The 24,872-nt window shown below is 38.0% G+C and carries 21 protein-coding genes; 12 read left to right on the top strand and 9 right to left on the bottom strand.

The window, feature by feature from the left end; genetic code table 11:
* Positions 1-53 precede the first annotated feature (53 nt).
* Both BVC88_RS14550 and BVC88_RS14545 read right to left on the bottom strand, forming a co-directional pair.
* The gene (locus BVC88_RS14550) at positions 54-230 is read right to left on the bottom strand and encodes a histone H1 (protein WP_075351418.1); all 177 of its coding nucleotides are present in this window, start codon (positions 228-230) and stop codon (positions 54-56) included.
* A 102-nt stretch (positions 231-332) separates the two neighbouring features.
* Positions 333-1,583 (bottom strand): aminotransferase class I/II-fold pyridoxal phosphate-dependent enzyme, encoded by a 1,251-nt coding sequence (locus tag BVC88_RS14545; RefSeq protein WP_075351417.1) that lies wholly within the window; start codon positions 1,581-1,583, stop codon positions 333-335.
* Between the two features lie 177 nt (positions 1,584-1,760).
* On the opposite strand from BVC88_RS14545, the gene BVC88_RS14540 reads away from it, so the two are divergent.
* The 3 genes from BVC88_RS14540 to BVC88_RS14530 are packed head-to-tail and all read left to right on the top strand — an operon-like array spanning position 1,761 to position 5,125.
* Positions 1,761-3,257, top strand: a complete 1,497-nt coding sequence (locus tag BVC88_RS14540; RefSeq protein ID WP_075351416.1) for an acetyl-CoA carboxylase biotin carboxylase subunit — start codon at positions 1,761-1,763, stop codon at positions 3,255-3,257.
* 1 nt (position 3,258) lies between these two features.
* Positions 3,259-4,557 carry a DUF1015 domain-containing protein gene (locus tag BVC88_RS14535; RefSeq protein ID WP_075351415.1) on the top strand — a complete coding sequence of 433 codons (1,299 nt, stop codon included), beginning with the start codon at positions 3,259-3,261 and terminating at the stop codon, positions 4,555-4,557.
* Positions 4,547-5,125 (top strand): Maf family nucleotide pyrophosphatase, encoded by a 579-nt coding sequence (locus tag BVC88_RS14530; RefSeq protein ID WP_075351414.1) that lies wholly within the window; start codon positions 4,547-4,549, stop codon positions 5,123-5,125. The genes BVC88_RS14535 and BVC88_RS14530 overlap by 11 nt, the downstream gene beginning before the upstream one ends.
* Before the next feature lie 52 nt (positions 5,126-5,177).
* On the opposite strand, the gene BVC88_RS14525 is transcribed toward BVC88_RS14530, so the two are convergent.
* From BVC88_RS14525 to sdaAB, 3 genes are read right to left on the bottom strand one after another with little or no spacing between them, the layout of a single operon-like run.
* Positions 5,178-6,494, bottom strand: coding sequence for an efflux RND transporter periplasmic adaptor subunit (locus BVC88_RS14525; RefSeq protein WP_075351413.1), 1,317 nt, complete (start codon positions 6,492-6,494; stop codon positions 5,178-5,180).
* A gap of 3 nt (positions 6,495-6,497) precedes the next feature.
* The gene (locus BVC88_RS14520; RefSeq protein ID WP_075351412.1) at positions 6,498-7,841 is read right to left on the bottom strand and encodes a TolC family protein; all 1,344 of its coding nucleotides are present in this window, start codon (positions 7,839-7,841) and stop codon (positions 6,498-6,500) included.
* Between the two features lie 8 nt (positions 7,842-7,849).
* The gene (gene sdaAB / locus BVC88_RS14515; RefSeq protein ID WP_075351411.1) at positions 7,850-8,527 is read right to left on the bottom strand and encodes an L-serine ammonia-lyase, iron-sulfur-dependent subunit beta; all 678 of its coding nucleotides are present in this window, start codon (positions 8,525-8,527) and stop codon (positions 7,850-7,852) included.
* 544 nt (positions 8,528-9,071) lie between these two features.
* Between sdaAB and BVC88_RS14510 the strand changes: the two genes are divergently transcribed.
* Genes BVC88_RS14510 through BVC88_RS14495 form a run of 4 tightly spaced genes read left to right on the top strand, consistent with a single transcriptional unit; the run spans position 9,072 to position 15,513 of the window.
* Positions 9,072-10,715 carry a sodium/sugar symporter gene (locus tag BVC88_RS14510; RefSeq protein ID WP_075351410.1) on the top strand — a complete coding sequence of 548 codons (1,644 nt, stop codon included), beginning with the start codon at positions 9,072-9,074 and terminating at the stop codon, positions 10,713-10,715.
* 11 nt (positions 10,716-10,726) lie between these two features.
* Positions 10,727-12,226: a xylulokinase gene (locus BVC88_RS14505; protein WP_075351409.1), complete on the top strand. Its 1,500-nt coding sequence runs from the start codon at positions 10,727-10,729 to the stop codon at positions 12,224-12,226.
* 31 nt (positions 12,227-12,257) lie between these two features.
* Positions 12,258-13,571 carry a xylose isomerase gene (gene xylA, locus BVC88_RS14500; protein ID WP_075351408.1) on the top strand — a complete coding sequence of 438 codons (1,314 nt, stop codon included), beginning with the start codon at positions 12,258-12,260 and terminating at the stop codon, positions 13,569-13,571.
* 40 nt (positions 13,572-13,611) lie between these two features.
* Positions 13,612-15,513: a sialate O-acetylesterase gene (locus BVC88_RS14495; protein ID WP_075351407.1), complete on the top strand. Its 1,902-nt coding sequence runs from the start codon at positions 13,612-13,614 to the stop codon at positions 15,511-15,513.
* Positions 15,514-15,560: 47 nt separating this feature from the next.
* On the opposite strand, the gene BVC88_RS14490 is transcribed toward BVC88_RS14495, so the two are convergent.
* Positions 15,561-16,631 carry an alpha/beta hydrolase gene (locus BVC88_RS14490; RefSeq protein WP_075351406.1) on the bottom strand — a complete coding sequence of 357 codons (1,071 nt, stop codon included), beginning with the start codon at positions 16,629-16,631 and terminating at the stop codon, positions 15,561-15,563.
* Between the two features lies 1 nt (position 16,632).
* Positions 16,633-17,259 carry a hypothetical protein gene (locus tag BVC88_RS14485; protein WP_075351405.1) on the bottom strand — a complete coding sequence of 209 codons (627 nt, stop codon included), beginning with the start codon at positions 17,257-17,259 and terminating at the stop codon, positions 16,633-16,635.
* A gap of 110 nt (positions 17,260-17,369) precedes the next feature.
* Between BVC88_RS14485 and BVC88_RS14480 the strand changes: the two genes are divergently transcribed.
* Positions 17,370-17,942, top strand: a complete 573-nt coding sequence (locus BVC88_RS14480) for a hypothetical protein (protein ID WP_075351404.1) — start codon at positions 17,370-17,372, stop codon at positions 17,940-17,942.
* A gap of 11 nt (positions 17,943-17,953) precedes the next feature.
* The gene (locus tag BVC88_RS14475; protein ID WP_083639110.1) at positions 17,954-18,463 is read left to right on the top strand and encodes a hypothetical protein; all 510 of its coding nucleotides are present in this window, start codon (positions 17,954-17,956) and stop codon (positions 18,461-18,463) included.
* A gap of 6 nt (positions 18,464-18,469) precedes the next feature.
* On the opposite strand, the gene BVC88_RS14470 is transcribed toward BVC88_RS14475, so the two are convergent.
* Entirely contained in the window at positions 18,470-18,787 is a 318-nt protein-coding gene (locus BVC88_RS14470; RefSeq protein WP_075351403.1) for an antibiotic biosynthesis monooxygenase family protein, read from the bottom strand.
* The gene (locus tag BVC88_RS14465; RefSeq protein WP_075351402.1) at positions 18,784-19,377 is read right to left on the bottom strand and encodes a DJ-1/PfpI family protein; all 594 of its coding nucleotides are present in this window, start codon (positions 19,375-19,377) and stop codon (positions 18,784-18,786) included. Before BVC88_RS14465 ends, BVC88_RS14470 begins: the two co-directional genes overlap by 4 nt.
* A 575-nt stretch (positions 19,378-19,952) precedes the next feature.
* Between BVC88_RS14465 and BVC88_RS14460 the strand changes: the two genes are divergently transcribed.
* The 3 genes from BVC88_RS14460 to BVC88_RS14450 all read left to right on the top strand — a co-directional run bounded on the left by BVC88_RS14460 (position 19,953) and on the right by BVC88_RS14450 (position 24,857).
* Positions 19,953-20,327 (top strand): hypothetical protein, encoded by a 375-nt coding sequence (locus tag BVC88_RS14460; RefSeq protein ID WP_139316579.1) that lies wholly within the window; start codon positions 19,953-19,955, stop codon positions 20,325-20,327.
* Positions 20,328-20,424: 97 nt separating this feature from the next.
* Positions 20,425-22,923 carry a YbcC family protein gene (locus BVC88_RS14455; RefSeq protein WP_075351400.1) on the top strand — a complete coding sequence of 833 codons (2,499 nt, stop codon included), beginning with the start codon at positions 20,425-20,427 and terminating at the stop codon, positions 22,921-22,923.
* Positions 22,923-24,857 carry a proton-conducting transporter transmembrane domain-containing protein gene (locus BVC88_RS14450; RefSeq protein WP_075351399.1) on the top strand — a complete coding sequence of 645 codons (1,935 nt, stop codon included), beginning with the start codon at positions 22,923-22,925 and terminating at the stop codon, positions 24,855-24,857. The genes BVC88_RS14455 and BVC88_RS14450 overlap by 1 nt, the downstream gene beginning before the upstream one ends.
* Positions 24,858-24,872 lie beyond the last annotated feature (15 nt).

Raw genomic sequence — 24,872 nt, 5'->3', positions numbered from 1 at the left:
GATTAGGCATAAAAAAAAAGGTGACTGAAAAGTCACCTTTTTTTATTTGAAGATTAACCTTCGTTTTTCTTGTCCTGAACTTCCTTACGGATGTCCTGAGCAATGTTTTTTAGGTCCTGCATTCCTTTTCTTACTCTTGTTCCTGCAGCCTGGTTGCCTTTTTCGTAGAACTTAACGAAATCTTCCTCCATTCCGAGGATCAAATCTCTAACTTCACTAAATCTGCTCATAGTAAAAGTGTTTTTTTTAGGTTGATGATAAGTTTATTTGCTTCCAATATAGGTCAAATACTTGCTAATTCAATCCAGAGGGCATTTTTTTTGAAAAAAAATTTATTCTCCGAAAGAAATAGCGAGTTCTGAATTTTTATAAAAGCCGCTGGTCAACTTTTCTTTGATCGCAGCAAATGCTAGAATAGTTTCATTTACATCTTCAAGAGTATGTACCGCAGTTGGGATCAACCTTAAGATAATCATGCCTTTAGGTACTACTGGGTAGATTACTACAGAACAGAAAATTCCGTAATTTTCTCTTAAATCTTTTGTTAAAGCTGCGGCTTCACCTACTGTTCCATTCAAAACTACCGGTGTAACTGGTGAATTTGATTTTCCGGTGCTAAAGCCATTTTCATGGAGTCCTTTACGCAATGCATTGACGATTTTCCAAAGATTATCCTTCAATTCCGGTTGAGATCTTAATAATTCCAATCGTTTCAAACCACCTTCCACTAAAAGCATTGGCAATGACTTTGCGAAAATTTGAGAACGCATATTGTATCTCAAATAAAGAATCAAATCTGCATCACCTGCCACAAAAGCTCCGATACTTGCCATTGATTTAGCAAAAGTCGAAAAGTAAATATCTACTTGATCTTGGACACCTTGCTCTTCGTCGGTTCCAGCACCGGTTTTCCCCATTGTACCGAACCCGTGTGCATCATCTATTAAAAGGCGAAATTCAAATTTCTTTTTAAGCTCAACGATTTCCTTCAACTTACCTTGGTCACCGGTCATTCCAAAAACTCCTTCGGTAATTACAAGAATTCCTCCTCCTGTTTCATTAGCTAGTTTGGTAGCTCTTTCTAATTGCTTTTCGCAACTTTCGATATCATTATGAGGAAATACATATCGCTTTCCCATATGCATTCTAAGTGCATCTATTATACAAGCATGGCATTCGGAATCATAAACGACTACATCCTTGCGGTCTAGTAGCGAATCGATGACAGACATGATTCCCTGGTAACCATAATTCAATAAATAGGCTTTCTCTTTTTTTACAAACTCAGCCAGTTCATCTTCAAGCTTTTCATGCAAGCTAGTTTGTCCAGACATCATTCTTGCGCCCATTGGGTAGGCTGCGCCCCATTTTGCAGCTGCGTCAGCATCAGCTTTACGAACTTCAGGGTGATTGGCGAGACCCAAATAATTATTCAAACTCCAGGTAAGAACTTCTTTACCTTGAAAAATCATTCTTGGAGCAATTTCTCCCTCTAATTTTGGGAAAGAGAAATAACCATCTGCAAACTCAGAGTGTTTGCCTAAGGGTCCCATGTTCGTTTTTAATTTTGCAAATAGATCCAAAGCTTTTGTTATTTAGTGATATGTTTTTTTAATGTTCAATCCATTAAACGCCAAAAATAAAACTTAAATGCCTCCCAAGCAAAATTCGGTAGGTGATTCAAGGATTCTTTATAAAGCTCAGATTTATTTCTTTATTTCGCTTTCTGCCTACCGCATACCCAAATAAACATTATAGATATGTCAAAAATTAAAAAACTTCTAGTTGCTAATAGAGGTGAAATAAGCCTAAGAATCATGCGTACTGCAAAAGAGATGGGAATCAGCACTGTAGCTGTGTACAGTGAAGCAGACCGTAATTCACCTCATGTTCATTTTGCAGATGAAGCGATTTGTCTTGGTCCAGCTCCATCATCGGAATCTTATTTGCTAGGAGAAAAAATAATTTCGCTATCGAAAGAGTTAAATGTCGATGCTATACACCCTGGATATGGATTTCTTTCTGAGAATGCTGATTTTGCCAGAAAAGTGAAAGATGCAGGAATCATCTTTGTTGGTCCATCTCCTGAATCTATAGAAGTAATGGGTAGTAAACTTGCTGCCAAACAAGCAGTTTCTCATTATGATATACCACTTGTCCCTGGAACCGAAGAGGCCATCTCTGATATTTCAGTTGCAAAAAGAAGAGCAGCAGAAATCGGATATCCAATTCTGATTAAGGCCAGCGCCGGAGGAGGAGGTAAGGGGATGCGGATTGTGGAGAATGAAGAAGAATTTGAATCACAAATGCAGCGAGCGGTCAGTGAAGCTAAATCTGCATTTGGAGATGGAGCAGTTTTTATCGAAAAATTCATTACCTCACCTCGTCATATAGAGATTCAGATTTTAGGTGATCAGAAAGGCAATGTGGTTTATCTTTTTGAACGGGAATGCTCGATTCAGCGAAGACATCAAAAAGTAATTGAGGAAGCTCCATCAGCAGTAGTTACTCCGGAAATGCGAAAAGCTATGGGAGATGCCGCTGTAGGAGTTGCAAAAGCTTGTGACTATTATGGAGCAGGTACCGTAGAATTTATTGTGGATGATCAATTGAATTTTTATTTCCTCGAAATGAATACCAGACTGCAGGTGGAGCATCCGGTGACAGAAATGATCACAGGAAAGGATCTGGTTCGTGAACAGATTTATATTGCAGAGGGTAGGCAGCTATCTTTTTCTCAAGAAGATCTTAAAATACATGGTCACTCCATAGAAGTAAGAGTCTATGCAGAAGATCCACGAAATAACTTCCTTCCGGATATAGGGACTTTACATACTTATCAAAGACCTGAAGGACCTGGGATAAGAGTGGATGATGGTTTTGAACAAGGAATGGCAATACCTATTTATTATGATCCTATGATTGCAAAATTAATCACTCATGCTGAGGATAGAACTTCTGCTATTGATCGGATGATTCGAGCGATTGATGAATATAAGATAAGTGGTATTCAAACAACTCTTGGTTTTTGCAGATTTGCCCTAAGCCATGAAGCATTTATAAGTGGGAATTTCGACACGAAATTTGTCGAGCATTATTTTACCCCAGAAGTTTTGGATTCTGACTTGACTTTGGAAGAATCTGAATTGTTAGCGGCCTTGGCTGTAGAGTTTCTTCAAAAAGAGACCAATATTTCAATTCCAAACTCAAGCCAAGGAGGAACTAATGAGTCAGCTTGGAGAAAGAGATTAAATTAAGATGGCGGAGATTTTACCTATAAAAGCCTGGAGATATTCTGATGAATTAGCTTCTGGAATAGAAGAATTATCTGCTCCATTATTTGATGTAGTATCAGCCAAGCAGCGGAAACTGTTGTATGAAAACCCACTAAATAGTATTCATCTATCAGTTCCCAAAGGAGCAAATCCAGCTCAAGAAGCTGCATTGACACTTCAAAAATGGAAAAAAGAAGGGATTTTGAAACAAGACCTTCTTCCTGGAATTTATGTTTATTATCAATATTTTAGATTACCAGGAGAACAAGAGGAGCGTTGTAGAAAGGGATTTATCTGTCAGATTAAGGCCTATGACTGGGATGAAAATGTTATTTTGAGACATGAAAATACAATCGTTTCTGCAGTAAATGACCGGATAGAACTTCTAAAAAGTAGTCAAATTCAAGCTAGCCCTACTCATGGATTATATGAAGATTTGGAGGGGAGTTTAGAGGTTCACATGGATGCCGCGATAGCTTCTCCTCTTTATGAACTGGAAGACTATCAAGGTGTGAGAGAAGTACTGGGAGTAATTCATGATGCTAAGGTTATTTCAAAGTTTTTGAAGGTTTTGAGGGATAAAAAAATCATTTTAGCAGACGGGCATCACCGATTACAAGGTGCAATAGCTTATCGGAAATCGCAGCAAGGGAATTTGTCCGAGGAGAAATGGAAGGGATTTGATTATCATATGATGTATTTGACCAATACAGCTGGAAATCATTTAAAAATCCTTCCGACGCACCGATTATTTTATGGGCTTAAAATGACTGAGGGTGAATTTATGGCTAAAGTCAGCGAATGGTTTGAAGTGAAAAAGTTCGGAGATTCAGAAGAACTAGGAGGGTATGCCTTTCACAAGCCTTGGTCTTTTGGGTTAGTAATAGGAGAGGAGAGCTATCTTTTACAGCTATCAAAAGAAAAATATCAAACCTTTAATCAACATTTACCAGACCCTATTCGGAAGTTAGATTTGGAAGTATTACATGAACTTGTATTTACACGTATTCTTGGAATTTCTTCAGACCAGCAAAGAAATTCAGATCAATTGGTATATGAACGGAATTTTTCGCGCTGTATTCAAGAGGTTAAATCTGGAAATGCAAGCTTTGCTGTAATCACGAGAGAACTTGAGCTTGCACAGGTTCTGGAGGTCTGTAAGTCTGGTTTTGTGATGCCTCAAAAATCCACCTACTTCTATCCAAAAGCACTGGGAGGTTTATTATTCGCCAGTATTGACCAATCTGAATTTCATTTTGATTATCAAGCTTATGTTGAATAACCTAAAGGATAAAAAAATCATATTAGCCTCCAATTCTCCAAGGCGACAAGAATTGTTGAGAGGCTTGGAAGTCGATTTTGAAATCAGACTTAGCCCAGTGGATGAAATAGTGCCGCCTGACCTTAAGGCAGAATATGTAGCAGCCTATCTCTCTAAGCTGAAATCAGATGCTTTTGGAGATCAGTTGGGTGATAATGAAATTTTGATTACATCAGATACAGTTGTTCTTGAAAACAATCATGTTTTAGGTAAGCCAAAGACGGAGCAAGAAGCATTTGATATGCTGAAAAGTCTTTCAGGAGCGACTCATAAAGTAATGACTGCTGTGACGCTGAGGAGTAAATCCAAAATGATTACTATGGAGGATGAGACCTTAGTTACTTTTCGGTTTTTGGAAGAAGATGAGATTTGGCATTATATCAAAGTTTACAAACCTTTCGATAAGGCTGGTGCATATGGGATTCAAGAATGGATAGGTTTTATGGGAGTGACAAAAATAGAAGGGTCCTATTTTAATGTGATGGGATTTCCCCTCCATCTTATCTATGAACAACTGAAAAAATGGTAAAAAAAAGCCTTCTCTGTACGTACAGAGAAGGCTTTTTTGGTTCTTGAAGTAATTAATCTTCTTTTACTTCAATTTTAGCTTTTCCTTCTGAAACCTTCACTTTGTCACCATCTTTTAGTTCTTTGCTGACAATAAAGTAAGGCCCTGAGATTATTTCTTCTCCTTCTTTAATTCCGTCAAGGACTTCGATATTTTGGAAATCAGAAATACCAGTTTTGATTTGTCTCAATTTTGCAACACCTCCATCGTTGATAAATACCAATTCTTTTGACTTGGTCGTTCCACCAGCTAAAGTGTCTAATTGGTTGTCACGAGTGGTAACTGCAGAAAGCGGAACAGCTAACGCATTGTTTTTTGAGGTAGTCAGAATTTCTACAGATGCGGTCATTCCTGGTCTGAAAGGGTATTTCTTTCCTTCTTGTACCAAATCTTGATAAGAACTATTTAAAATCCTGATTTTAACCTTAAACTCTGTCACTGCATCAGGCGATGATTTTGCGTTTGCAGTATTTGCAATAGAAGTGACAATCCCCATGAATTTTTTACCTGTGTAAGCATAGGCGTCCACATCAATGACAGTGGTGTCACCAAGGCTTAACCTTACAATGTCATTTTCATTGACATCTACTCTCACTTCCATTTTTGATAAGTCGGCAATAGTCAGCATTTCAGTACCAGCCATTTGCTGTGTACCCACTACTCTTTCCCCTTGCTCAACCAATAGATTTGATACAATTCCACTAACTGGAGAATACACATTGGTTAACCTAAGGTTTTCAGCTGCCTCGTTAACTGTTGCCTGTGAACTTTTAATGATAAATTCTGAAGCGACTACATTTTGCTTAGCAGCTTCCAAATCTTTCTGGGCAGATATATAATTTGCCTGCGCTGTTTCGTAATCCGCATCAGAAATTACTTTTTGCTCATATAGTTTTTTCTGTCTTTCAAAATTCAATTCTGCTTGAGTGAATTGAGCTTCTGATCGTTGCAGCGATGCTTTGGCTTGCGCTAGATTTGCAAGCTGTTGATTTAAGTTTGCTTTCGTTCTATCCAGTGCAGAAATGAAGTTGTCAGGACGGATTTTAACAAGCAGTTTACCCACTTCTACAGAGTCACCTTCCTCGATGTTCAATTCGATGATTTCACCAGCCACATCCGGGCTTAGTTTTACTTCTACCTCAGGCTGAATCTCACCGGAAGCACTCACTTTTTCAACAATTTTTGTTTTTGCAGCCTTTGATACTTCTACTTCTAGCTCCTTTACTCCACCTACCCATCCGGCTTTTCTGGCGATTACTGCGAAAATTATAAGAACTACTATTGCACCAAATAAGTAATACAATAGTTTATTTGATTTTTTGTTTGCCATGGTTTAGTTAAGATTAATGGGATTACCTAGGTAGAAATCGAGCACTTTGACTCTAAAGATGTAAGTGTATTTTGCATTTAACAAATCTGCCTGAGTGTTGAAGAGGTTGTTTTGAGCAACTTGAAAATCAACTGAATTAATGGCTCCAGCATCTAATCGTTGCTGAGCGATCCGGAAAGACTCCTGAACTGCTTCTAATCGAATCAAATTTGCTTCGTAGGATTGTTCAGCAGAAAGAGCACTGTTATAGGCAGTTTCAATATCTTGTCTCAAGGTGTTTTTCGCTTCGATTTCGGCTACTTCACTGATTTGTTTCTGAACTCTAGCACGTTGAACATTTGCTTTGTTGTTGAGCTGAGAAAAAATCGGAATACTTAAATTTAAATTCACGGATTGTGACAAGTTGTTTTCAATTTGTTGACCAAAAGTTGGACGCTCCGTTCCAAAAGCTTGGTCTACATAATTGGAAAATAAATTTGCCCCTAAACCAAGTGTTGGGAGAAAGGCTCCTTTTGCAACTTTAACCCCATATTCTGCACTTTCGACATTGGATTGGGCTAATTTAATTTCCGGCATAATTTCTACAGCTGTGTTGTAAATTATTTCAGGAGTTTCTGTAGCCATGAGATTTTCATTGATCACAAATTCGGGCTCAATCACTTGGAAATCCTCGGTAAATGGGATTTGCATCGCTTGAGCCAAATTAAGTTTGGATATTCTAAGGTTATTTCTTGCGTTGATCACCTCTAATTCATTCGTTGCATTTTGAGATTGCAAGTCTAATTGATCAGAAAGTGGTAGTGAACCTGCCTCAACCAATTTTTTGGTTCGATCTAATTGCTCTTTCGAGGTTGCAAGTTGACTTTCTGCAATATTCACTTGCTCTCGGTTGAAAACTACATTCACGAAAAGATTAATAATATTAAGTGTAATATTATTTTTTGTAGCCTCTATATTGTAAAGCCCAGCTTCCAAATTGGTCTGACTCTGGTTTAAAGTATTTGTCACCCGACTTCCAGCAAACAATGTGACATTAGAATTAGCAGAAAGATTAATATTCCCGATTCTTGCTGTTTCAAATAGGTTAGTTACTGGGTTAATGGATCTACCCCATCGGTATCCTGTACTAGCTCCAGTAGAGAAAGTAGGGTATCTCGCCCCCTTATTTTGCATTACTGTTGCTTCGTTACTAAGTTGGTTTAGTTCGCTTCGTTTTAGTGTAAGGTTATTTTCCAAAGCTATATCAACCGCTGTCTGCAGATCATAAGGACCTGCCGGAATATCCTGCGCTTGAACTTGGAAAATAAAACCTGAAGCTAAAAAAAGACTCCAAATGTACTTTTTCATGTGTGGAATTAAAGGTCTATATCTGGTATGTAAATTAATTCTTTGATCCAAGGAATCGATCTCAGGTATTCAAGAGTTATTTTTTGAATACCAGAATCCATTTCAATTACATGGCAAGCTAAATTATTCTTGCCTTTTCTCGAAACGGACATGGTTGCAATATTTGCTTTTTCTTGTGCAATTATACTTGAAATAAACGCAATTGCGCCAGCAACATCAGATGCTTTGATAATTAAACTATGGTTTTGTGCTGAAAAATTAGCAACAAATCCATCTACTTCTGCAATGTTTATCACTCCGCCACCTAAGCTTTCCCCTACAACCTCAATGATTCGATCCCCCTTTTTAAGATTGAGTTTAATGGTGTTTGGATGATGAACAGAAGAGTTTCCAATAGATTTAAACTTGTAGATTAAACCTCTTTCCTTAGCGATTTCTAATGCATCCTTTATTCGAGCATCGTCTGTTCTAAAATCCATTAATCCTCCTATAATGGCACGATCACTTCCATGCCCTTCATAGGTTCTGGCAAAAGAGTTATAAAATGTGATTGATGCCTCATCTGGAACCCCACCTAAAATTCGGATTGCTGCCCTCGCGATTCGGACTACACCTGCGGTATGTGAGGAGGATGGCCCAATCATTACCGGTCCGATCATATCAAAAACACTACTTTTATTTGACATAGGTTATTTTACCCAATTTTGATGCTAAGGTAATTTGACTGACAGCATTTTCTACTAAAAATCTTATTTTTTGTAGTAATTAGGCTATAGATGGTATATGGTTAAATAATTTTAACATAATATTTTTGATACATTTAATTAAAGTGAACGTTATCGAACACTTTATTGAGCGATTCCGAAACAACTCTTAAATTCTTCATTTATGATTGCAAATGTAAAACCTATCAAAAAAATTAGTTTAGTTTTTCAAGCTTACTAAAATTTGAAAAAAAATAATTTTAAAGAAAATTTTAAAAAGCCTTATTCTGGACAAATAAGATTTACTTTCTTCAGTAATAGTTGGTATTTCAATATGTTAGGTCTTTCCGGATTTAGTAAATGCTAGAAATTATTTCCAAACTTTGAAATCGGGCAATTATATTGAAATCAAATTGTCTATTTTTTTTATGCAGACGTTTGCATAAAATCTTATCTTTAATGGTTTTCTCAATCAAGTTTAGTCAATTACCCAAAAGTTCAACCCAAACCTTAACCTTACTAATTCATGCTCTTAGAACCCTTAGATTTAGCCGTTTTCATCGGCTACTGTTTACTCATTATAGGGATGGGCCTTTTTGTTTCCAGAGAAAAAAAAGGTCATGTCAAAAACTCTTCTGATTATTTTCTGGCTTCAAAAGCATTGCCTTGGTGGGCAGTGGGAGCTTCTCTAATTGCCTCAAATATTTCAGCTGAGCAATTTATTGGAATGTCGGGCTCTGGTTTTGCGCTTGGCTTAGCTATATCTACTTATGAGTGGATGGCAGCAGCCACTCTGTTGGTGGTGGCTATCTTTTTCCTTCCCATCTATATCAAGAAGGGTATTTACACTATGCCGGGCTTTTTGCTGGACCGATATGATACAAGGGTTCGTACTACCATGGCCATATTCTGGTTGCTTTTATATGTATTTGTGAATTTGACTTCGGTACTCTACCTAGGAGCTCTTAGTTTAAATACCATACTAGATGTCCCTTTAGTCTATGGAATCATCGGTCTTGCGCTTTTTGCAATGTTGTATTCGATTTATGGAGGATTAAAAGCGGTAGCCTGGACTGATGTAGTACAGGTTGTTTTCCTTATTGCTGGTGGATTGGCCACCACTTATATAGCCTTGCAAATGGTGGGTAGTGGAGATGCTTGGGAAGGTTTAGGCTTGCTTCGTAGAGAAGTGCCAGGGCATTTTTCAATGATACTTTCCAAGGGAGAAATGATGATTCCTGATGGAAAAGGAGGGACTAGGGATGCTTATCTTGACCTTCCTGGAATTTCTGTTCTAGTAGGTGGTATGTGGATTACCAATTTGAGTTATTGGGGCTTTAATCAATATATCACCCAGCGAGCTTTGGCCGCAAAAAGCTTAGATGAGGCACAAAAAGGAATGATCTTCGCCGGATTCTTAAAGTTATTAATGCCTCTTATTGTTGTAATACCAGGGATTGCAGCTTTTGTAATTGTAAATAATGGAATAGATGTAGGTTTTATTGAGTCAATGAAAGATCCGGCAACTGGATTGATAAAGTCGGACAGAGCTTATCCAACACTATTGCAGCTGCTTCCAGTAGGTTTGAAAGGTTTGGCTTTCGCCGCATTAACTGCCGCAATCGTGTCTTCTTTGGCATCCATGGCCAATAGTACTTCTACCATCTTTACTATGGATATTTATAAGAAATATTTTGGTCAAGATGCAAGTGAGAGCAAGCAGGTTAAAGTGGGAAGAATCACAGCTGCCGTTGCTTTTTTGGTTGCCGCTATCGTAGCTCCAGCTTTGGGACAGCTTGATCAAGCCTTCCAATTTATTCAAGAATATACTGGATTTATTAGCCCGGGAGTATTTGCAATTTTCTTCTTTGGAGTATTTTGGAAAAAGACTACTTCCAACGCCGCATTAGTAGGAGCAGCTTTAAGTATTCCTCTTTCAGTAGTTTTAAAAATCGCTTTCCCTGATCTACCATTCATCGATCGAATGGGAGTTGTGTTCTTAATATTAGCAGCTTTAATGATTGCTATCAGTTTGATCGAAGGAAAAGGAAAAGATCATCCAAATAGCATAGAAATCAACAGTGACTTGTTTAAAACAAGTACAGGATTCAAAATTGGAGCCTTCATAATCTCTGGAATTATCGCTGCACTTTATATAGTATTTTGGTAAAATCGGAAAGCATGCGAAAATTACTGTTAGGTATTGATATAGGAAGCTCTTCAATGAAGGCTTCCTTACTGGATTCAGAATCTGGTAAATCTATTTGTTCAAAAGCATTTCCGGAAAAGGAGATGATCATTAATTCCCCAGAAAAAGGATGGGCAGAGCAAGACCCTGTGATTTGGTGGAAATATGTAAAGCAAGCTTCCAAATTTGTTCTTTCTCAAGCAGAAGTAAAAAGTGGAGAGCTTAAAGGAATTGGAATTGCATACCAAATGCATGGTTTAGTGGTTGTCGACAAAAACAAGAATGTACTAAGGCCATCTATCATTTGGTGTGACAGCAGGTCCGTCGAGATTGGCGAAAAAGCCTTTTCTGATTTGGGGGAAGAATATTGCCTAAGCCATCTGTTGAATTCTCCCGGGAATTTCACAGCATCCAAACTTAGATGGGTGATCGAAAATCAGCCGGAATTAGCAGCTAAGATTTATAAAATAATGCTTCCGGGAGATTACATCGCTATGATGTTGACGGGAGAAATTTTGACTTCTGAGACAGGACTTTCTGAGGGTGTTTTCTGGGATTTTAAAGAAAATGGAATAAGTAATAAAATTCTTAAAAACTATCAAATCGATGAAAGTTGGATTCCTAAGGCAGTTCCTTCCTTTTCAATTCAAGGTGAAGTTACAGCGTCAGCGAGTGAAGCAACAGGAATAGAAGTTGGAGTTCCGATTACATATCGGGCTGGTGATCAGCCCAATAATGCATTCTCACTTCAAGTATTGAAACCAGGTGAACTGGCCACTACAGCTGGTACTTCTGGTACTGTATATGGGGTATGTGATACTCCTTTATATGACCCTAAATCTCGAGTTAATACATTCGTTCATGTGAACCATACTAAAGAAAAACCATCCTATGGGGTTTTACTTTGTGTGAACGGAACAGGTATTTTAAATAGCTGGTTGAATAAGCTCTTAGGAGGACATAAGTTAGAATATTCTGAAATGAATATGTTGGCTTCCCAAGCCCCAATTGGATCAGATGGCTTGGTATTTATTCCTTTTGGAAATGGCGCAGAACGTATCCTTCAGAACCAAAATATTGGATCTCACTTGCTGGGATTGGACCTTTTGACCCATAATAAAAATCATGTAATCAGAGCGGCACAGGAGGGAATAGTGTCAGCTTTGACTTATGGATTCAGAATCATGCAGGACATGGGAATGAATATTAAAACAGTAAAAGCAGGTCATGCAAATATGTTCCTAAGTCCTTTGTTTCGAAAGACTTTTGTAAATATGAATAATGTAGTGCTGGAGCTTTATGATACTGATGGGGCTCAGGGAGCCGCACGTGGAGCAGGTATTGGTGCTGGAATATATTCTACAGAAAATGAAGCTTTCCATGGATTGGAATTATTGGAAACAGTAGAACCTAATGATAATTTCTTGGATGTTTACCAAGAAGTTTATCAAAATTGGAAAAACAAACTAGAGTCAATTAAAAATTTAAATTAAAAAGCAACAAAACCTAAAAAACCATTTAATTATGTCGAAAACCTATTTTTCAAGTATCGATAAGATCCCATTTGAAGGGAAAGAATCCGATAATCCGTTGGCATTTCGCTATTACGACGAAAACCGGATTATTGCCGGAAAAACCATGAAAGAGCATTTCAAGTTTGCCATTGCCTATTGGCATTCCTTCTGTGGAACTGGCGGAGATCCTTTTGGACCTGGGACAATCGTGCATCCTTGGGATGCCTCTTCGGATCCAGTACAGCGTGCGAAAGATAAAATGGATGCTGCGTTTGAGTTTATCACTAAAATCGGAGCCCCTTACTATTGTTTTCATGATATCGATTTGATCGACGAAGGATCAAGCTTATCACAATATGAGAAGCATATGCAGATCATCACTGATTACGCTAAGCAAAAGCAAGCAGATACTGGAGTTAAATTACTTTGGGGTACTGCGAATGTATTTTCTAATCCACGCTACATGAATGGTGCATCTACCAATCCAGACTTTAATGTAGTTGCATGGGCAGGATCTCAAGTTAAAAATGCAATTGATGCTACAATTGCTTTAAATGGAGAGAATTATGTGTTCTGGGGCGGAAGAGAAGGATATATGTCTCTTTTGAATACCGACATGAAACGGGAAACTGAGCATCTCGCACAATTTCTAACCATGGCAAGAGACTATGCCCGGAAAAATGGATTCAAAGGAACCTTCTTCATCGAACCAAAGCCAATGGAGCCTACAAAGCATCAATATGATTACGATTCTGCGACGGTAATTGGATTTTTACGTCAATATGGACTGGATAAGGATTTCAAATTGAATATTGAAGTCAACCACGCAACGCTTGCAGGACATACATTTCAGCATGAATTGCAAGTAGCAGCTGATGCAGGAATGCTTGGAAGTATAGATGCCAACAGAGGTGACTATCAAAATGGATGGGATACAGATCAATTTGCGCTAAACCTTCAGGAGTTGACTGAAGCTATGCTGACGATTTTGACATCCTCAGGGATTCAAGGAGGGGGAGTAAATTTTGATGCAAAAATCAGAAGAAACTCTACAGATATGGAAGATCTATTTCTTGCCCATATTGGAAGTATGGACGCATTTGCCAGAGGCATGCTCATAGCTCAGGATATTTTGGATAAATCCGATTACCTCGAGCGAAGAAAGAATCGGTATTCAAGTTTTGATCTCGGTAAAGGAAGGGCTTTCGAAAATGGAGAATTGACCCTGGAGGATTTAAGAAACTATGCTATTGAGCATGGAGAACCTCAAAAAATATCTGGTAAGCAAGAATATTTTGAAAACCTATTAAATCGTTACATTTAATCAAAAGAGACCTTCGGGTCTCTTTTTTATCGATTTGACTATGAAAAAGCTCCTTTACTCAATAGCCTTTCTGGCTCTTTTCTCTTGTGATTCTGACAAGTTTGATTCTGAAGTTCAGCTGGCGAGATTGTTTTCTGACGGAATGGTTATCCAGCGAGATATTTCTATTTCGGTTTGGGGAAAAGGTATTCCGGGAGAAAATGTGCGAGTCAGTTTGGCCGGGTTAGTAGGAAGTGCGAGTGTGGATGCAGATAGTACCTGGATTGTTGAGCTTCCTAAATCTGAAGCAGGGGGTCCATATATACTTCAGGTAAATGAAGAAAAGGTAAATGATGTTTACATAGGAGATGTCTGGCTTGCCGGTGGACAGTCTAATATGGAGTGGAAATTAAAATCTTCCGTTGTCGGAGCTGAGCAGGAATTTGAAGAGGGAGGAAATCCCGAAATTCGGTTTTTCAAGGTTCCAAACTCTTACAGCGCTATCCCACAAACTGAGCTTAAAGGTGGAGAATGGAAAGTAGCAACAAAAGAGAACTTGCCTGATTTTTCTGCAGTTGCATGGTTTTTTGCGAAGCGAAATCATGCTGAAAAGAAGGTGCCGGTAGGAATTATTGAATCAAACTGGGGAGGATCACCAGCTGAAGGTTGGACTGATTTAGAGATTTTGGCTGCTCAGGCACATTCGTACCAGGAAGAAGCCAAAGATATTCTTGCAAACCCTGAAAAGTGGGAAAAGGAAAATCTCACAAACGAAAAACGAAGAGAGATTCGAGATCTTCAGGCAAAAAGTCCAGACTCTTTGGTCGCTAATGAAGTTTCTTCAATGGAATACAACGATTCTAAATGGAGAAAAATAACTCTTCCAGCTGCTAATCCTCTTCAGCACATTGCGTGGGTAAGAAAAAAGTTTTCTCTCAAGGAAACAGGAAATGTATCACTTCATCTTCCTGATATTGAGCAAATGGCTTTTGTCTATTTAAATGGAAAGCAGGTATTCTACAAAGACTGGGGGAAACCATTCGATGATATAATTTTGCCAGAATCCAATCTTTTAAAAGGTACGAATGTGCTGACTTTGAGAGTAGTAAATACTTGGAATAATCAGCCTGTAATTGGAAGTCCTGGAGAAATGTATCTAGATCAAAATGGCAATAAGATATCGCTGGAAGGAACATGGTCGTATTCTAATAATATCGTTGAGCCTGAATTGCCAATTGTAGAATTCTATGCATTCAAGCCAGGAATGATGTACAATGCGATGATTTTTCCACTTGCTAAATATCCAATTAAAGGTGTCATTTGGTACCAAGGTGAAAGCAATGCAGGAAGACACGAAGAGTATAAAGAAGTGTTTTCCAATATGATCACCAACTGGAGAAATATTTGGCAAATAGGGGATTTCCCCTTCCTGTTTGTTCAGTTGGCTAATTTTATGGAACGTAAAGAGGTTCAGCCTGATAGTAATTGGGCATTTTTAAGAGAGGCACAAAAGAATACGCTAGAACTTCCCAATACAGGAATGGCGGTCATTATTGATATAGGGGAAGCGGATGATATCCATCCTCGAAATAAAAAGGATGTAGGAGAAAGACTATGGCTACAAGCTAAAAATGTTGCATACGGTGATAAAGTCCTCTCCTCTGGACCTCAATTTGAAAGCTTTGAGCGTGAAGGAACAAGTCTGAAAATTAAATTCAAATCAATTGGAGACGGACTTCAGCTTAAAGAAGGAGAGGAGCTACTAGGGTTTATTATTGGAGATTCAAAAGGGGATTTTTCTAAAGCAAAAGCAGAATTAATTGATAAATCTACAGTACTAGTGAACTTGCCAGAAAATTTAGCGAATGGAGAGATAAGATATGCTTGGGCTGATAATCCGGGAGTTAATCTAGTTAACTCAATAGGACTTCCTGCCGAACCATTTCGCTTTAATTTTGAATAAAGCAGAAAGGGTCAAAAGGGTCAAGTTTAAATTACTTGACCCTTTTTTTAATTCCCTGATTCTTCCAATAATTTTTCGTTTTCCAGAATTTGATCTATTCGCTGCTGATATTCTTCTCTGGAAGGAATACCTACGGTGTTTTCTAAAAAGTCAATAGAGGCAAATAACACACCCTCCCAATCTTTGGAGGTGACTGAACTTCCGATGACATGATTTCCAGAATTAGGGAAATCCTTTTTCACTTTTAAATTGGTTGGAGTTCCTACTTCATCAAACATTTCAAGCATTTTAGGAACTGAAACAACAAAATCCTGCTCTTCTTCGCTTTTATAATAATATCCCAAAAACAAGGGCTGCTTTACTTTTTGAAAAGTAGGTTTATTCATTTCACTGTACATCAGCACGGCAAGACTTTCATATCCATTGACATGGATTTGATCAGACCAATAAGCTAATTTTTCCCCTTCCCGCTTTTGATAAAGAACCTTGTGGTCCATCATGGTTGCTTCCATTAGATTTTTGCTCCAAGGAGAAAAAAAAGCTTCCAAGCGATTTCCATAATCTCGGATGGCAGGTGAGTAAAGCATCAAAGCTTTGATATCGGGTTGCTGACTCGCTAGCAAAATACTCAAAGCTCCACCCATTGAAGTTCCCACAACAATTACTTCATCTCCTAGACTTTTACCGATTTGATAAGCCTCACCTGCGGCATTTGCAAGAGCTTGAGCACTTAAGTATTCCATCCCATTTTCACGATTAATTCCATGTTCAGGAAGTCGGGTCACGAAGAGATTTGCCCCAAAATGTGCAGCCAAAAACCGGTGAACCGGATCGCCTTCCATTGGACTAGCGCTGAATCCATGGATGTAAACAATGGAATAGGGAGTCTTGCTTTTATTTGAGCTATCGGCCCAAACAATGTAGGCTTCATTTCCAGGTTTTAATCCGATTACTGTGTCCTCACGCTGCGCCACATAAGCAGATAATTCTGAAAGGCGAGTCGGTACTTCCGGGAATTCAATAACTAATTCTTCCCGTTCTACTTTTGGTCCAAGCATGTAAACAATAACTAAAACCATTGCTGTGGCGAAAAGGCCTAGAAATATTTTGCGAAGCATATTAATTTGGGATTAGGGTCGGGGAGGTGGATTCAAAGATCTTTTGAGTTCCGTCACGAAGGTATAAAACAGTTTTTGTTTTAAGCTGAGTATTTTTCGCAGGGGCTTTTTCCAGTTTGAGACTTATGTACCTGGAAATTTTCGAAAAATCACGAAACTCAGAAAGTCGCTCTTTTTCATTGACAAAAAACAAATAGGAAATATCTGTCCCACTTTGAATTCCTTCGTAGGGAGCAGCTAAAATAATCGCGATATTTGAAATATTACCAACATTGAAAGCCTCCAAACAGGATAAAGCATAAGCTTTACCAGGAAATGAAGAGCCCAGATTGGCTTCATTTGACTTTTCAATATCCAACTCAAGATTGAACGTGAAATCATCGAAAGGTACCTGATCGTTTTCGGTAGAATAGCGATTGTCCTTGTAGGGTCCATAGAGCACTTTTATATCCTTTGCTAATCCTTTATATGCAGATGGACATCGACCAAATGGGTCAGAGTCGACATTTTCTATACAAGATCCAATGATCATAAGCCCCATGTAGGCAAAAAAAACTGATAGTGTTGATTTAAACACCTTGAAATCATTGGGAAAGAAAAATGATTTTTTTGCAATCTTAAATTTCATGATTGGTAAAATTTAGTTTCACTCTCAATTTCTTTAAAATTTATAAAAAACTAGGCATCTATTTGGAGAATATCACGTATCATCGCAATGAATACTCCTAAATAAACACTATGAAATACCTTTTTACTTCTATTATTTTAATATTCTTCATGCTTAGTGCCAGTGCACAGGAGTTTGAATCAAAAGTTCCTTCGAAATCTATTTATGTCGAATTAGGTGGTGCAGGACTTCCTTACAGTTTTAATTACGATTTTAGATTTGACAAATCAAAAGTTGAAGGATGGGGAATGCGGGTAGGTCTAGGAGGATATACGACTACAAACGAATCATTTTTCTCAGCACCTATTATGGTTAATCGACTCTATGGAAAAGGAGTTCACTTTTTTGAAATAGGAATAGGTGCTACGGTTTTCGCCTTTGACAATGATTATTCGGATTACTGCATTTCCGGATATTTTGATCAGAATACAGGTCAATACATTTGCCAAGAATATAGCAGTTCTTCCTACAGTTTTATTCTGGATGTTGACGGATCACCAAGTGTGATGGGTACGATGAATTTTGGTTACCGAAGAATTCCTGTGGATGGAGGGTTTACTTGGAAAGTGAATTTGAATCCGATTTTTAATAACAATGGATTCTGGCCACTTTATGCAGGAGTAGGTTTTGGTTATGCATTCTAAACCTCCTTTTGATGAAATACTTAATTGCTTTAACTCTTATCTTAGGTTTTCATGTTACTGTTTTCTCGCAGTCTTACTCAGATGATTTTGTTCGGCCTAAAAGTCGGGCAGTTTATCTCGAAGTCTTAGGAAATGGAATTGGCTATTCCTTCAATTATGACCAAAGATTCCAAAATCGTCTTGATGGTCTGGGTTTTAAAGTTGGAGGATCTTATTTTGCTTTGGATGGGACTTCGGTAGCTACTTTTCCTTTTGGATTAAATTATCTTTTGGGAAAGCGGGGAAAATATTTTGAAATGGGATTAGGTGGTACTTATCTTCTAGGTTCGGATAGATCCAATACTTTTGCATCTGGTAGTGATCCGACATTTGAGGATGGGATCACTGGGAATATGATCTTTGGATACCGGTCGGAGCCGGTTGACGGTGGTTTTCTTTTTAGAGCAAGTCTTACTCCGTTTTTTGGGAATGGTGTATTCTGGCCTCTATTTGCAGGGATTAGCGTGGGCTACGCATTTTAAATTTTTTTAAACTTCAAAACCATAGTCACGCTCAACTAGGCAAATCCTGGTTTTATAAGCTTTGTACCATTTTTCTCTCCCAAGTTTCTGAGCTAACCGATGATCGCTGACCTGTTTCCAGTTTTTGATGTCTTCCAAGCTTTTCCAATAGCTAATGGTAATTCCCAGACTATCACGTACACTTTCGTATCCTAGGTATCCAGGTTGTTGACTTGCCAAATCCACCATTTCGGTGGCTGTCTGAGCATATCCTTCCTCAATTGTTGTTCTGAGATTCGTAAAAATTACTGCATAGTAGGGAGGAGGTGGAGTATTTGCAATCATTTTGAAGTAGGGTAAGTAGTATATTCCATATATTGTGCCGTTTCCAAAGCTAGTTTTTTCCCGAATGTTTTCTCCAAAAGGTAAAAAGCAAGATCTATTCCTGCTGAGATTCCAGCCGCGGTATAGAGCTTTGAATCAGATTGAATAAATCGTTTGTCTGGTCTTGGAATCGCAGAAGGGCTAATCTGTGAAATATTTGAATAAACACTATTATGAGTACAAAATGGTCTAGAATCCAAGAGACCTAAACATGCTAAAACTCTAGAACCTGAGCAGACTGTCATCGTCCATTCGCTATAATCAATTAAACCTTCAAGCTTCTTAAGTAGCTCCTCTTGGGCCACTACCTTTTTTGTACCTTCTCCTCCTGGAATTACTAAATAGTCGATTTGAGGCAAATTAGAGATCCCGAATTCCGGGTTTATCGAAAGTCCATTTACTGCCTTTATACTGGCACCATCTGCAGAAAATGTAAATACTTGAAAATCTTTCAACTCTGAAAATTGAGAACCAACTGAAAAAACCTCGTAAGGGCCAGCAAAGTCCAAAACTTCTACATTATCAAAAAGGAATATTCCAACTGTTTTCATAGATATAAATTTGACTCCAAAATAATCAATTGATAAGCTTAAAATGAGGATTTATAAAAAAGTGATCAATAATCAGAATATCAGTCTTTTGATTAATATCAAATAAGTATTCCTTTGGGTGAACTAATCAGTTTCTAGATCTACATTTGAAACTTTCAGAGTATTTAAAAAATGGTTATTCATTTTAAGGCTCTGTTTTCGGCATTTTTGATTAAAAAGAAATTTAGGTTTTAAATTAAAAAACGTAATAGTTTTAGCCCTACCAAGACAAATTAACTTCCTCAAAAATACTTAAACTTTTATTTCTCTTATGCGGAATTAATAAAAATCACCCCTTTTGAAAAATTAGTAAAAGTTGTTTAAATCACCCCTAAAGTCCGGTTAATAGCCGGACTTATTTTTTTCCTGATTTTAGTGAAATTTTTCTATTTCAGTATAATTAAAATAAAGCTTTTTGGAAAGGTATATTTAATGGATAATGAAAAAATATAAGTAAAAATTATGGATTGTATAAATCTTTTAAATATTTATTAAATTTTTCAAAAAATAACTACATTTCGATGTTTTTGAAACATATGACTTTAATCTTAAGCGTATTATTATTTGTCTTTAGGTCTCTTTTCCTATTTGGAATTGAGATGGGCGATACGCTAGGCCTTGCTTCAAATTCAGATGAAGCGAAGATTTCCATTGAAATCACTGACTCTAAGCTTCACCCTTTACTTCTTGAAGATTCGGAGTTTGAGGTACTTCTCATCGAAAGTCAAGAAGAAGAAGAGAAAACAGAGTCAGAGAATCTTCCCTTACTTTATTTTGTAGAGACAGCAACTCAAGGTGTCTCTACAAAGAATTACTCAAACTGGGAGAATACCTTCTATACTTCAAAACCGAAGATGGAAGGATTACATCTTTACGATCTTTTTCATAACTGGAAATCCTTTCCTGCTTGATTTTTAGGCAATTGCCATTCTTTTCAATCTTTTTGAATTGAATAACAGCTTCCTATTTTAAGGAAGCCATTTACTCACATTTACCAGCTTTCTAACTATGAATCATTCAAAGCATTCCCATGCTTATGGATTAGATGAGATCATGCATGAATTAAGGCATTATCTACCTAGTCAAGCGCCGTTGAAGGACTTTGTCCATCACAACACCTTGCATGCTTTTCAACACCTTCCATTCCATCAGGCATTAAAACAAGCCAATGTACAATTTGGCTATACAGGATATTTATCAATCGATGAATATAAATCTCTCTATAAAGAGGGGAAAATTAAAAGCGAAATCTTACAGAAAATCCTGAGCAACCACTTTGGCCAAGAGGAAGCAGTTCACTGGGCTGTGAAAATTCTTGAATCTCCTGAAGTCGAGAATCCTTACTCAAAAGTTGGTTCGTTTCGAGCTCACTGGAAAGTAGATTACCATATCAATTTGGATAAAGTTATCCATCCATTCCTTTTCAGGCTTCTGTCGGCCTATTTGGACCAAGGTATTTCACTTTGGGCTTTTCCGCTTGAGGCAAATGGGTTTTTGGAATCAATTCGAGAGATTCATGCGCAAAGTTACTCCTCACTGTTTAAAAGTGATCGAGTAAAAAGATTGATTGAAGATCCGAATTTAAGATTGGAATCACTTCTGGTAATCCTGGTAGGAAAACCTGAAGCGTATGGCTGGTACTTATTTGATCAGCAATTTGCTCATCCAGGTTGGTCTGGAATGATCTCAGTCTTAGAAGATCAACCTGAGTCTCTTTTGGATCGAAAATCAATCAAATTTGAGGATTTAGTCATCTTCGAATGCTTGCTTGAAATTGATGCCTTGGACCAGAAATTTGGAGAAAACTGGATTCCAATTGGAGTTCGATTTCCGCACCATACCTCAGAACTATTCGAGAACAATCCCTTTGGAGAGCAAGATTTAATTCTTCAATGCTTCCAGGAAGCATTTGAGTGGAGTTATTATGATGAAGTATTAGCTGGTATCATGCATGTGAAGCCAGCTTTCCAATCTCCGAATCTTCCGAGTTTTCAGGCTTTGTTTTGCATAGATGATCGAGAATGTTCTACTCGTCGATATTTGGAATTTATAGATCCGAATTGCGCTACATATGGGACTCCAGGTTTCTTTAATGTGGAGTTCTATTTTCAACCAGAGTTTGGGAAATTTCATACTAAAGTTTGCCCAGCTCCGATGACTCCAAAATATCTCATTAAAGAGACAGCGGATCATAAGAAACTTCAAAAAGATGTCCATTTCAATCAATACAACCATTCCTTAGTCAGAGGATGGATTAGTGCCCAGACAGTTGGCTTTTGGTCAGCGGTCAATTTGGTAAAAAACATCTTCAGTCCTTCTTCATCTGCTTTGGAAGTATCTTCTTTCAAGCATATGGATCCTAAAGGAACTTTGAGTATAGAGCATCAGGGAGAATTTGAAGGGGATTTACAGATCGGGTTCAAATTGGAAGAAATGGCTGATCGTGTTGAGGGCATGCTACGAAGTATTGGATTAATGGATCGTTTTTCTCCTTTAATCTACCTCGTTGGTCATGGAGCTTCAAGCATAAATAATACACATTATGCAGGTTACGATTGTGGTGCATGTTGTGGTAGGCCAGGTTCCGTCAATGCAAGAGTAGCTGCACATATGGCAAATGATGCGAGAGTAAGGGCGATTTTAGCCGAACGTGGAATTGAGATCGAATCAAACACTCAATTTGTCGGAGCACTTCACGATACCACTAAGGATGAAATCGAATTTTATGATCTTGATGTTTTGAATCCAGAAAATGCGAAAGCACATCTTGAAAATGTGAAGAAATTCAATAAGGCATTGGATGTGAATTCTGTAGAACGTTCCAGAAGATTCGCAACCCAATCCAAGGCAAAATCTTCGATCTCAATTCATGAATCGGTTAAAAAGCGAGCTTTTTCGCTTTTCGAACCAAGACCTGAATACAATCACGCCACAAATAGCCTTTGTATTGTTTCGCGAAAATCTACAATTAAGGGACTCTTTCTTGATCGTCGTGCATTTCTTAATTCCTACGATTATCGTAAGGATCCTGATGGAATGGCGCTGACAAAAATTCTTGGTGCTGCGGCTCCTGTTTGCGGAGGGATTAATCTTGAATATTATTTCTCCAGAATGGATAATGCCAAACTGGGTGCAGGAACCAAGCTACCTCACAATGTCATGGGGCTAATTGGTGTGGCAAATGGAGCAGATGGTGATTTGCAAACCGGTTTGCCTTATCAAATGGTAGAGATTCACGATCCAATTCGATTGATGTTGATCGTAGAGCATGATCCAGAAGTAGTGATGAGGGTGTTTGAAGCAAACCCTGGGACTTATGAATGGATAAAAAATTATTGGGTTCACTTTGTGGTGATCGAGCCGAGAACCAAAAAGTTTTTCCAATATAAAGACGGTGAGTTTGTCCAATATATCCCTGTAAGTAAAATCGAGCATATCGAGCATTTACAGGATAATGTAAAGGATAAAGCAGGAAATCTTCCAGTTTACTTAATCGATTCAATTTAATGGAGTTATCAGCATGGATCCAACTGATGATTGGGATACCTCTCATCGGTTTTATAGTCAGTTTATTAGTTCCTGAAAAGAAGGAAAACCTACTTTCAAAGGTTGCATTCTATACTGCAGGATTAAACTTGGTAAGTATATTTATCTTCTTGATTTTCTGGGGAATTAACGGATTTCAGACCCTGAATTTGGAAGAGTACGTACTCTACAAAAATCCTAATTTTGAGTTTTTGATCGATTTCTTTTTCGATCGTATTGGAGCAGTTTACATTGTTGTAGGATCATTATTGACATTTTTGATCACATTTTACAGTCGATATTACCTCCATCGTGAGCCAGGTTATAAGCGATTCTTCAATACTATCCTCTTCTTTTACTTAGGATTCACCATTACTGTTTTAGCAGGCAATTTTGAAACACTGTTTATTGGATGGGAAGTGTTAGGAATTTCTTCTTTCCTTCTTGTGGCGTTTTATCGAAATAATTACCTACCAACTCGAAATGCGGTTAGAGTCTTCTCTATTTATCGTATAGGTGACGTCGGGATGATCTTGGCGATGTGGGCAAGTCATCACCTTTGGCACGGGAATGTGACTTTCATCAATCTAGAAAATTCTGAACTAGTGCACGAGCATTTGGCAGGTCATGCTGGCTTAGGTTTATTTATATCCCTGATGCTTCTTTTGGCTGCTGCAGCTAAATCAGCTCAGTTTCCATTTTCCTCATGGCTTCCAAGAGCTATGGAAGGTCCAACACCTTCATCGGCGATTTTCTACGGTTCTTTGTCAGTTCATTTAGGAGTTTTCCTTCTATTACGAACCTTCCCGTTCTGGGAAGATCAAATAACCGTAAGAATCATTATCGCCTTGATTGGTTTGACTACGGCTATTCTATCCACAATGATCGCGAGAGTACAAACATCTGTGAAAACTCAGATTGGCTATTCTTCTTTGACTCAGATAGGAATCATGTTTATAGAAGTGGCAGCAGGATTGGAAACCTTGGCAATGATTCACTTCGCTGGAAATGCTTTCCTAAGAACCTATCAATTGTTGGTTTCACCTTCTATTGTCAGCTACTTGATTCGTGAGCAATTCTATGGTTTCAATCCGCAGAAGAAAAACATAAAGTCAGGCTTTACATCCCGATTGATCCTATCCTTCTATATCTGGAGTCTGAAGGAGTGGAATCTGGATAAACTGATCAATCGAATCGTATTCAGACCTTTGAAAAATCTAGGTCATAGATTGGATTTCTTAAGCTATAAGTCAGTTTTATATTACTTTATCCCAAGCTATATTCTTGGTTTGAGTTTGTTGGTAGCAGAGATTAAAATTCCTGAAAACATCCGAATTTATCTCCCTACGATTTTCGGGTTTATTGCTCTATTAATGGTTTTAAAAGCCTTTTCAGAGAGAAACTCGGCAAGACTAAGTTGGATCTTATTAATCTTGAATCACTTTTGGATGGTCTTGGCGATCGCAGAGAACGAGCTCTTTGCTTGGCCTCAAGTTGCCATCTACCTCAGTGGGGTGATTTTCTTTGGAGTTTCAGGTTTGTTGATCATCGATTGGCTCAAGCGCCAAACCGGACAGCATGGATTACACCATTACAAAGGATATGTAGCAAAGTATCCAATTGTTGCTTTCCTCTTTCTAGTCAGTGCTTTGGGTTTGATGGGCTTCCCACTTTCTCCAACTTTCTTGGGTGAGGATTTACTGTTCTCACATATTCACGAGGATCAAATCTTACTAGCCGCCATAGCCGCACTCACCTTTGTGATGGAGGGAATTGTGACTATCAGGATTTTAGCAAGACTCTTTATGGGCAGTCAAATTGACCAGGAGATTTCTGCCTTGAGTTCAGAAGAGTTAGCACTCAAAAAAAAGCAACTATTCAATTCAAAAGATCTAGCCACTAAGGCTATCAAATAATTATTCAAAAAATAT

Origin of the sequence: Algoriphagus marinus, assembly GCF_001936475.1 — a bacterium.
In the GTDB taxonomy this organism is placed as follows: domain Bacteria; phylum Bacteroidota; class Bacteroidia; order Cytophagales; family Cyclobacteriaceae; genus Algoriphagus; species Algoriphagus marinus.
The sequence above is the reverse complement of the archived record's forward strand: the minus strand, read 5'-3'. Positions and strand labels throughout refer to the sequence as shown.

What these genes read in the sequence shown, in the direction of transcription:
- BVC88_RS14550 (WP_075351418.1), bottom strand. Translation starts at nt 230, where the DNA reads ATGAGCAGATTTAGTGAAGTTAGAGATTTGATCCTCGGAATGGAGGAA.
- BVC88_RS14540 (WP_075351416.1), top strand. Translation starts at nt 1,761, where the DNA reads ATGTCAAAAATTAAAAAACTTCTAGTTGCTAATAGAGGTGAAATAAGC.
- BVC88_RS14535 (WP_075351415.1), top strand. Translation starts at nt 3,259, where the DNA reads ATGGCGGAGATTTTACCTATAAAAGCCTGGAGATATTCTGATGAATTA.
- BVC88_RS14530 (WP_075351414.1), top strand. Translation starts at nt 4,547, where the DNA reads ATGTTGAATAACCTAAAGGATAAAAAAATCATATTAGCCTCCAATTCT.
- BVC88_RS14525 (WP_075351413.1), bottom strand. Translation starts at nt 6,494, where the DNA reads ATGGCAAACAAAAAATCAAATAAACTATTGTATTACTTATTTGGTGCA.
- BVC88_RS14520 (WP_075351412.1), bottom strand. Translation starts at nt 7,841, where the DNA reads ATGAAAAAGTACATTTGGAGTCTTTTTTTAGCTTCAGGTTTTATTTTC.
- sdaAB (WP_075351411.1), bottom strand. Translation starts at nt 8,527, where the DNA reads ATGTCAAATAAAAGTAGTGTTTTTGATATGATCGGACCGGTAATGATT.
- BVC88_RS14510 (WP_075351410.1), top strand. Translation starts at nt 9,072, where the DNA reads ATGCTCTTAGAACCCTTAGATTTAGCCGTTTTCATCGGCTACTGTTTA.
- BVC88_RS14505 (WP_075351409.1), top strand. Translation starts at nt 10,727, where the DNA reads ATGCGAAAATTACTGTTAGGTATTGATATAGGAAGCTCTTCAATGAAG.
- xylA (WP_075351408.1), top strand. Translation starts at nt 12,258, where the DNA reads ATGTCGAAAACCTATTTTTCAAGTATCGATAAGATCCCATTTGAAGGG.
- BVC88_RS14495 (WP_075351407.1), top strand. Translation starts at nt 13,612, where the DNA reads ATGAAAAAGCTCCTTTACTCAATAGCCTTTCTGGCTCTTTTCTCTTGT.
- BVC88_RS14490 (WP_075351406.1), bottom strand. Translation starts at nt 16,631, where the DNA reads ATGCTTCGCAAAATATTTCTAGGCCTTTTCGCCACAGCAATGGTTTTA.
- BVC88_RS14485 (WP_075351405.1), bottom strand. Translation starts at nt 17,259, where the DNA reads ATGAAATTTAAGATTGCAAAAAAATCATTTTTCTTTCCCAATGATTTC.
- BVC88_RS14480 (WP_075351404.1), top strand. Translation starts at nt 17,370, where the DNA reads ATGAAATACCTTTTTACTTCTATTATTTTAATATTCTTCATGCTTAGT.
- BVC88_RS14475 (WP_083639110.1), top strand. Translation starts at nt 17,954, where the DNA reads ATGAAATACTTAATTGCTTTAACTCTTATCTTAGGTTTTCATGTTACT.
- BVC88_RS14470 (WP_075351403.1), bottom strand. Translation starts at nt 18,787, where the DNA reads ATGATTGCAAATACTCCACCTCCTCCCTACTATGCAGTAATTTTTACG.
- BVC88_RS14465 (WP_075351402.1), bottom strand. Translation starts at nt 19,377, where the DNA reads ATGAAAACAGTTGGAATATTCCTTTTTGATAATGTAGAAGTTTTGGAC.
- BVC88_RS14460 (WP_139316579.1), top strand. Translation starts at nt 19,953, where the DNA reads ATGACTTTAATCTTAAGCGTATTATTATTTGTCTTTAGGTCTCTTTTC.
- BVC88_RS14455 (WP_075351400.1), top strand. Translation starts at nt 20,425, where the DNA reads ATGAATCATTCAAAGCATTCCCATGCTTATGGATTAGATGAGATCATG.
- BVC88_RS14450 (WP_075351399.1), top strand. Translation starts at nt 22,923, where the DNA reads ATGGAGTTATCAGCATGGATCCAACTGATGATTGGGATACCTCTCATC.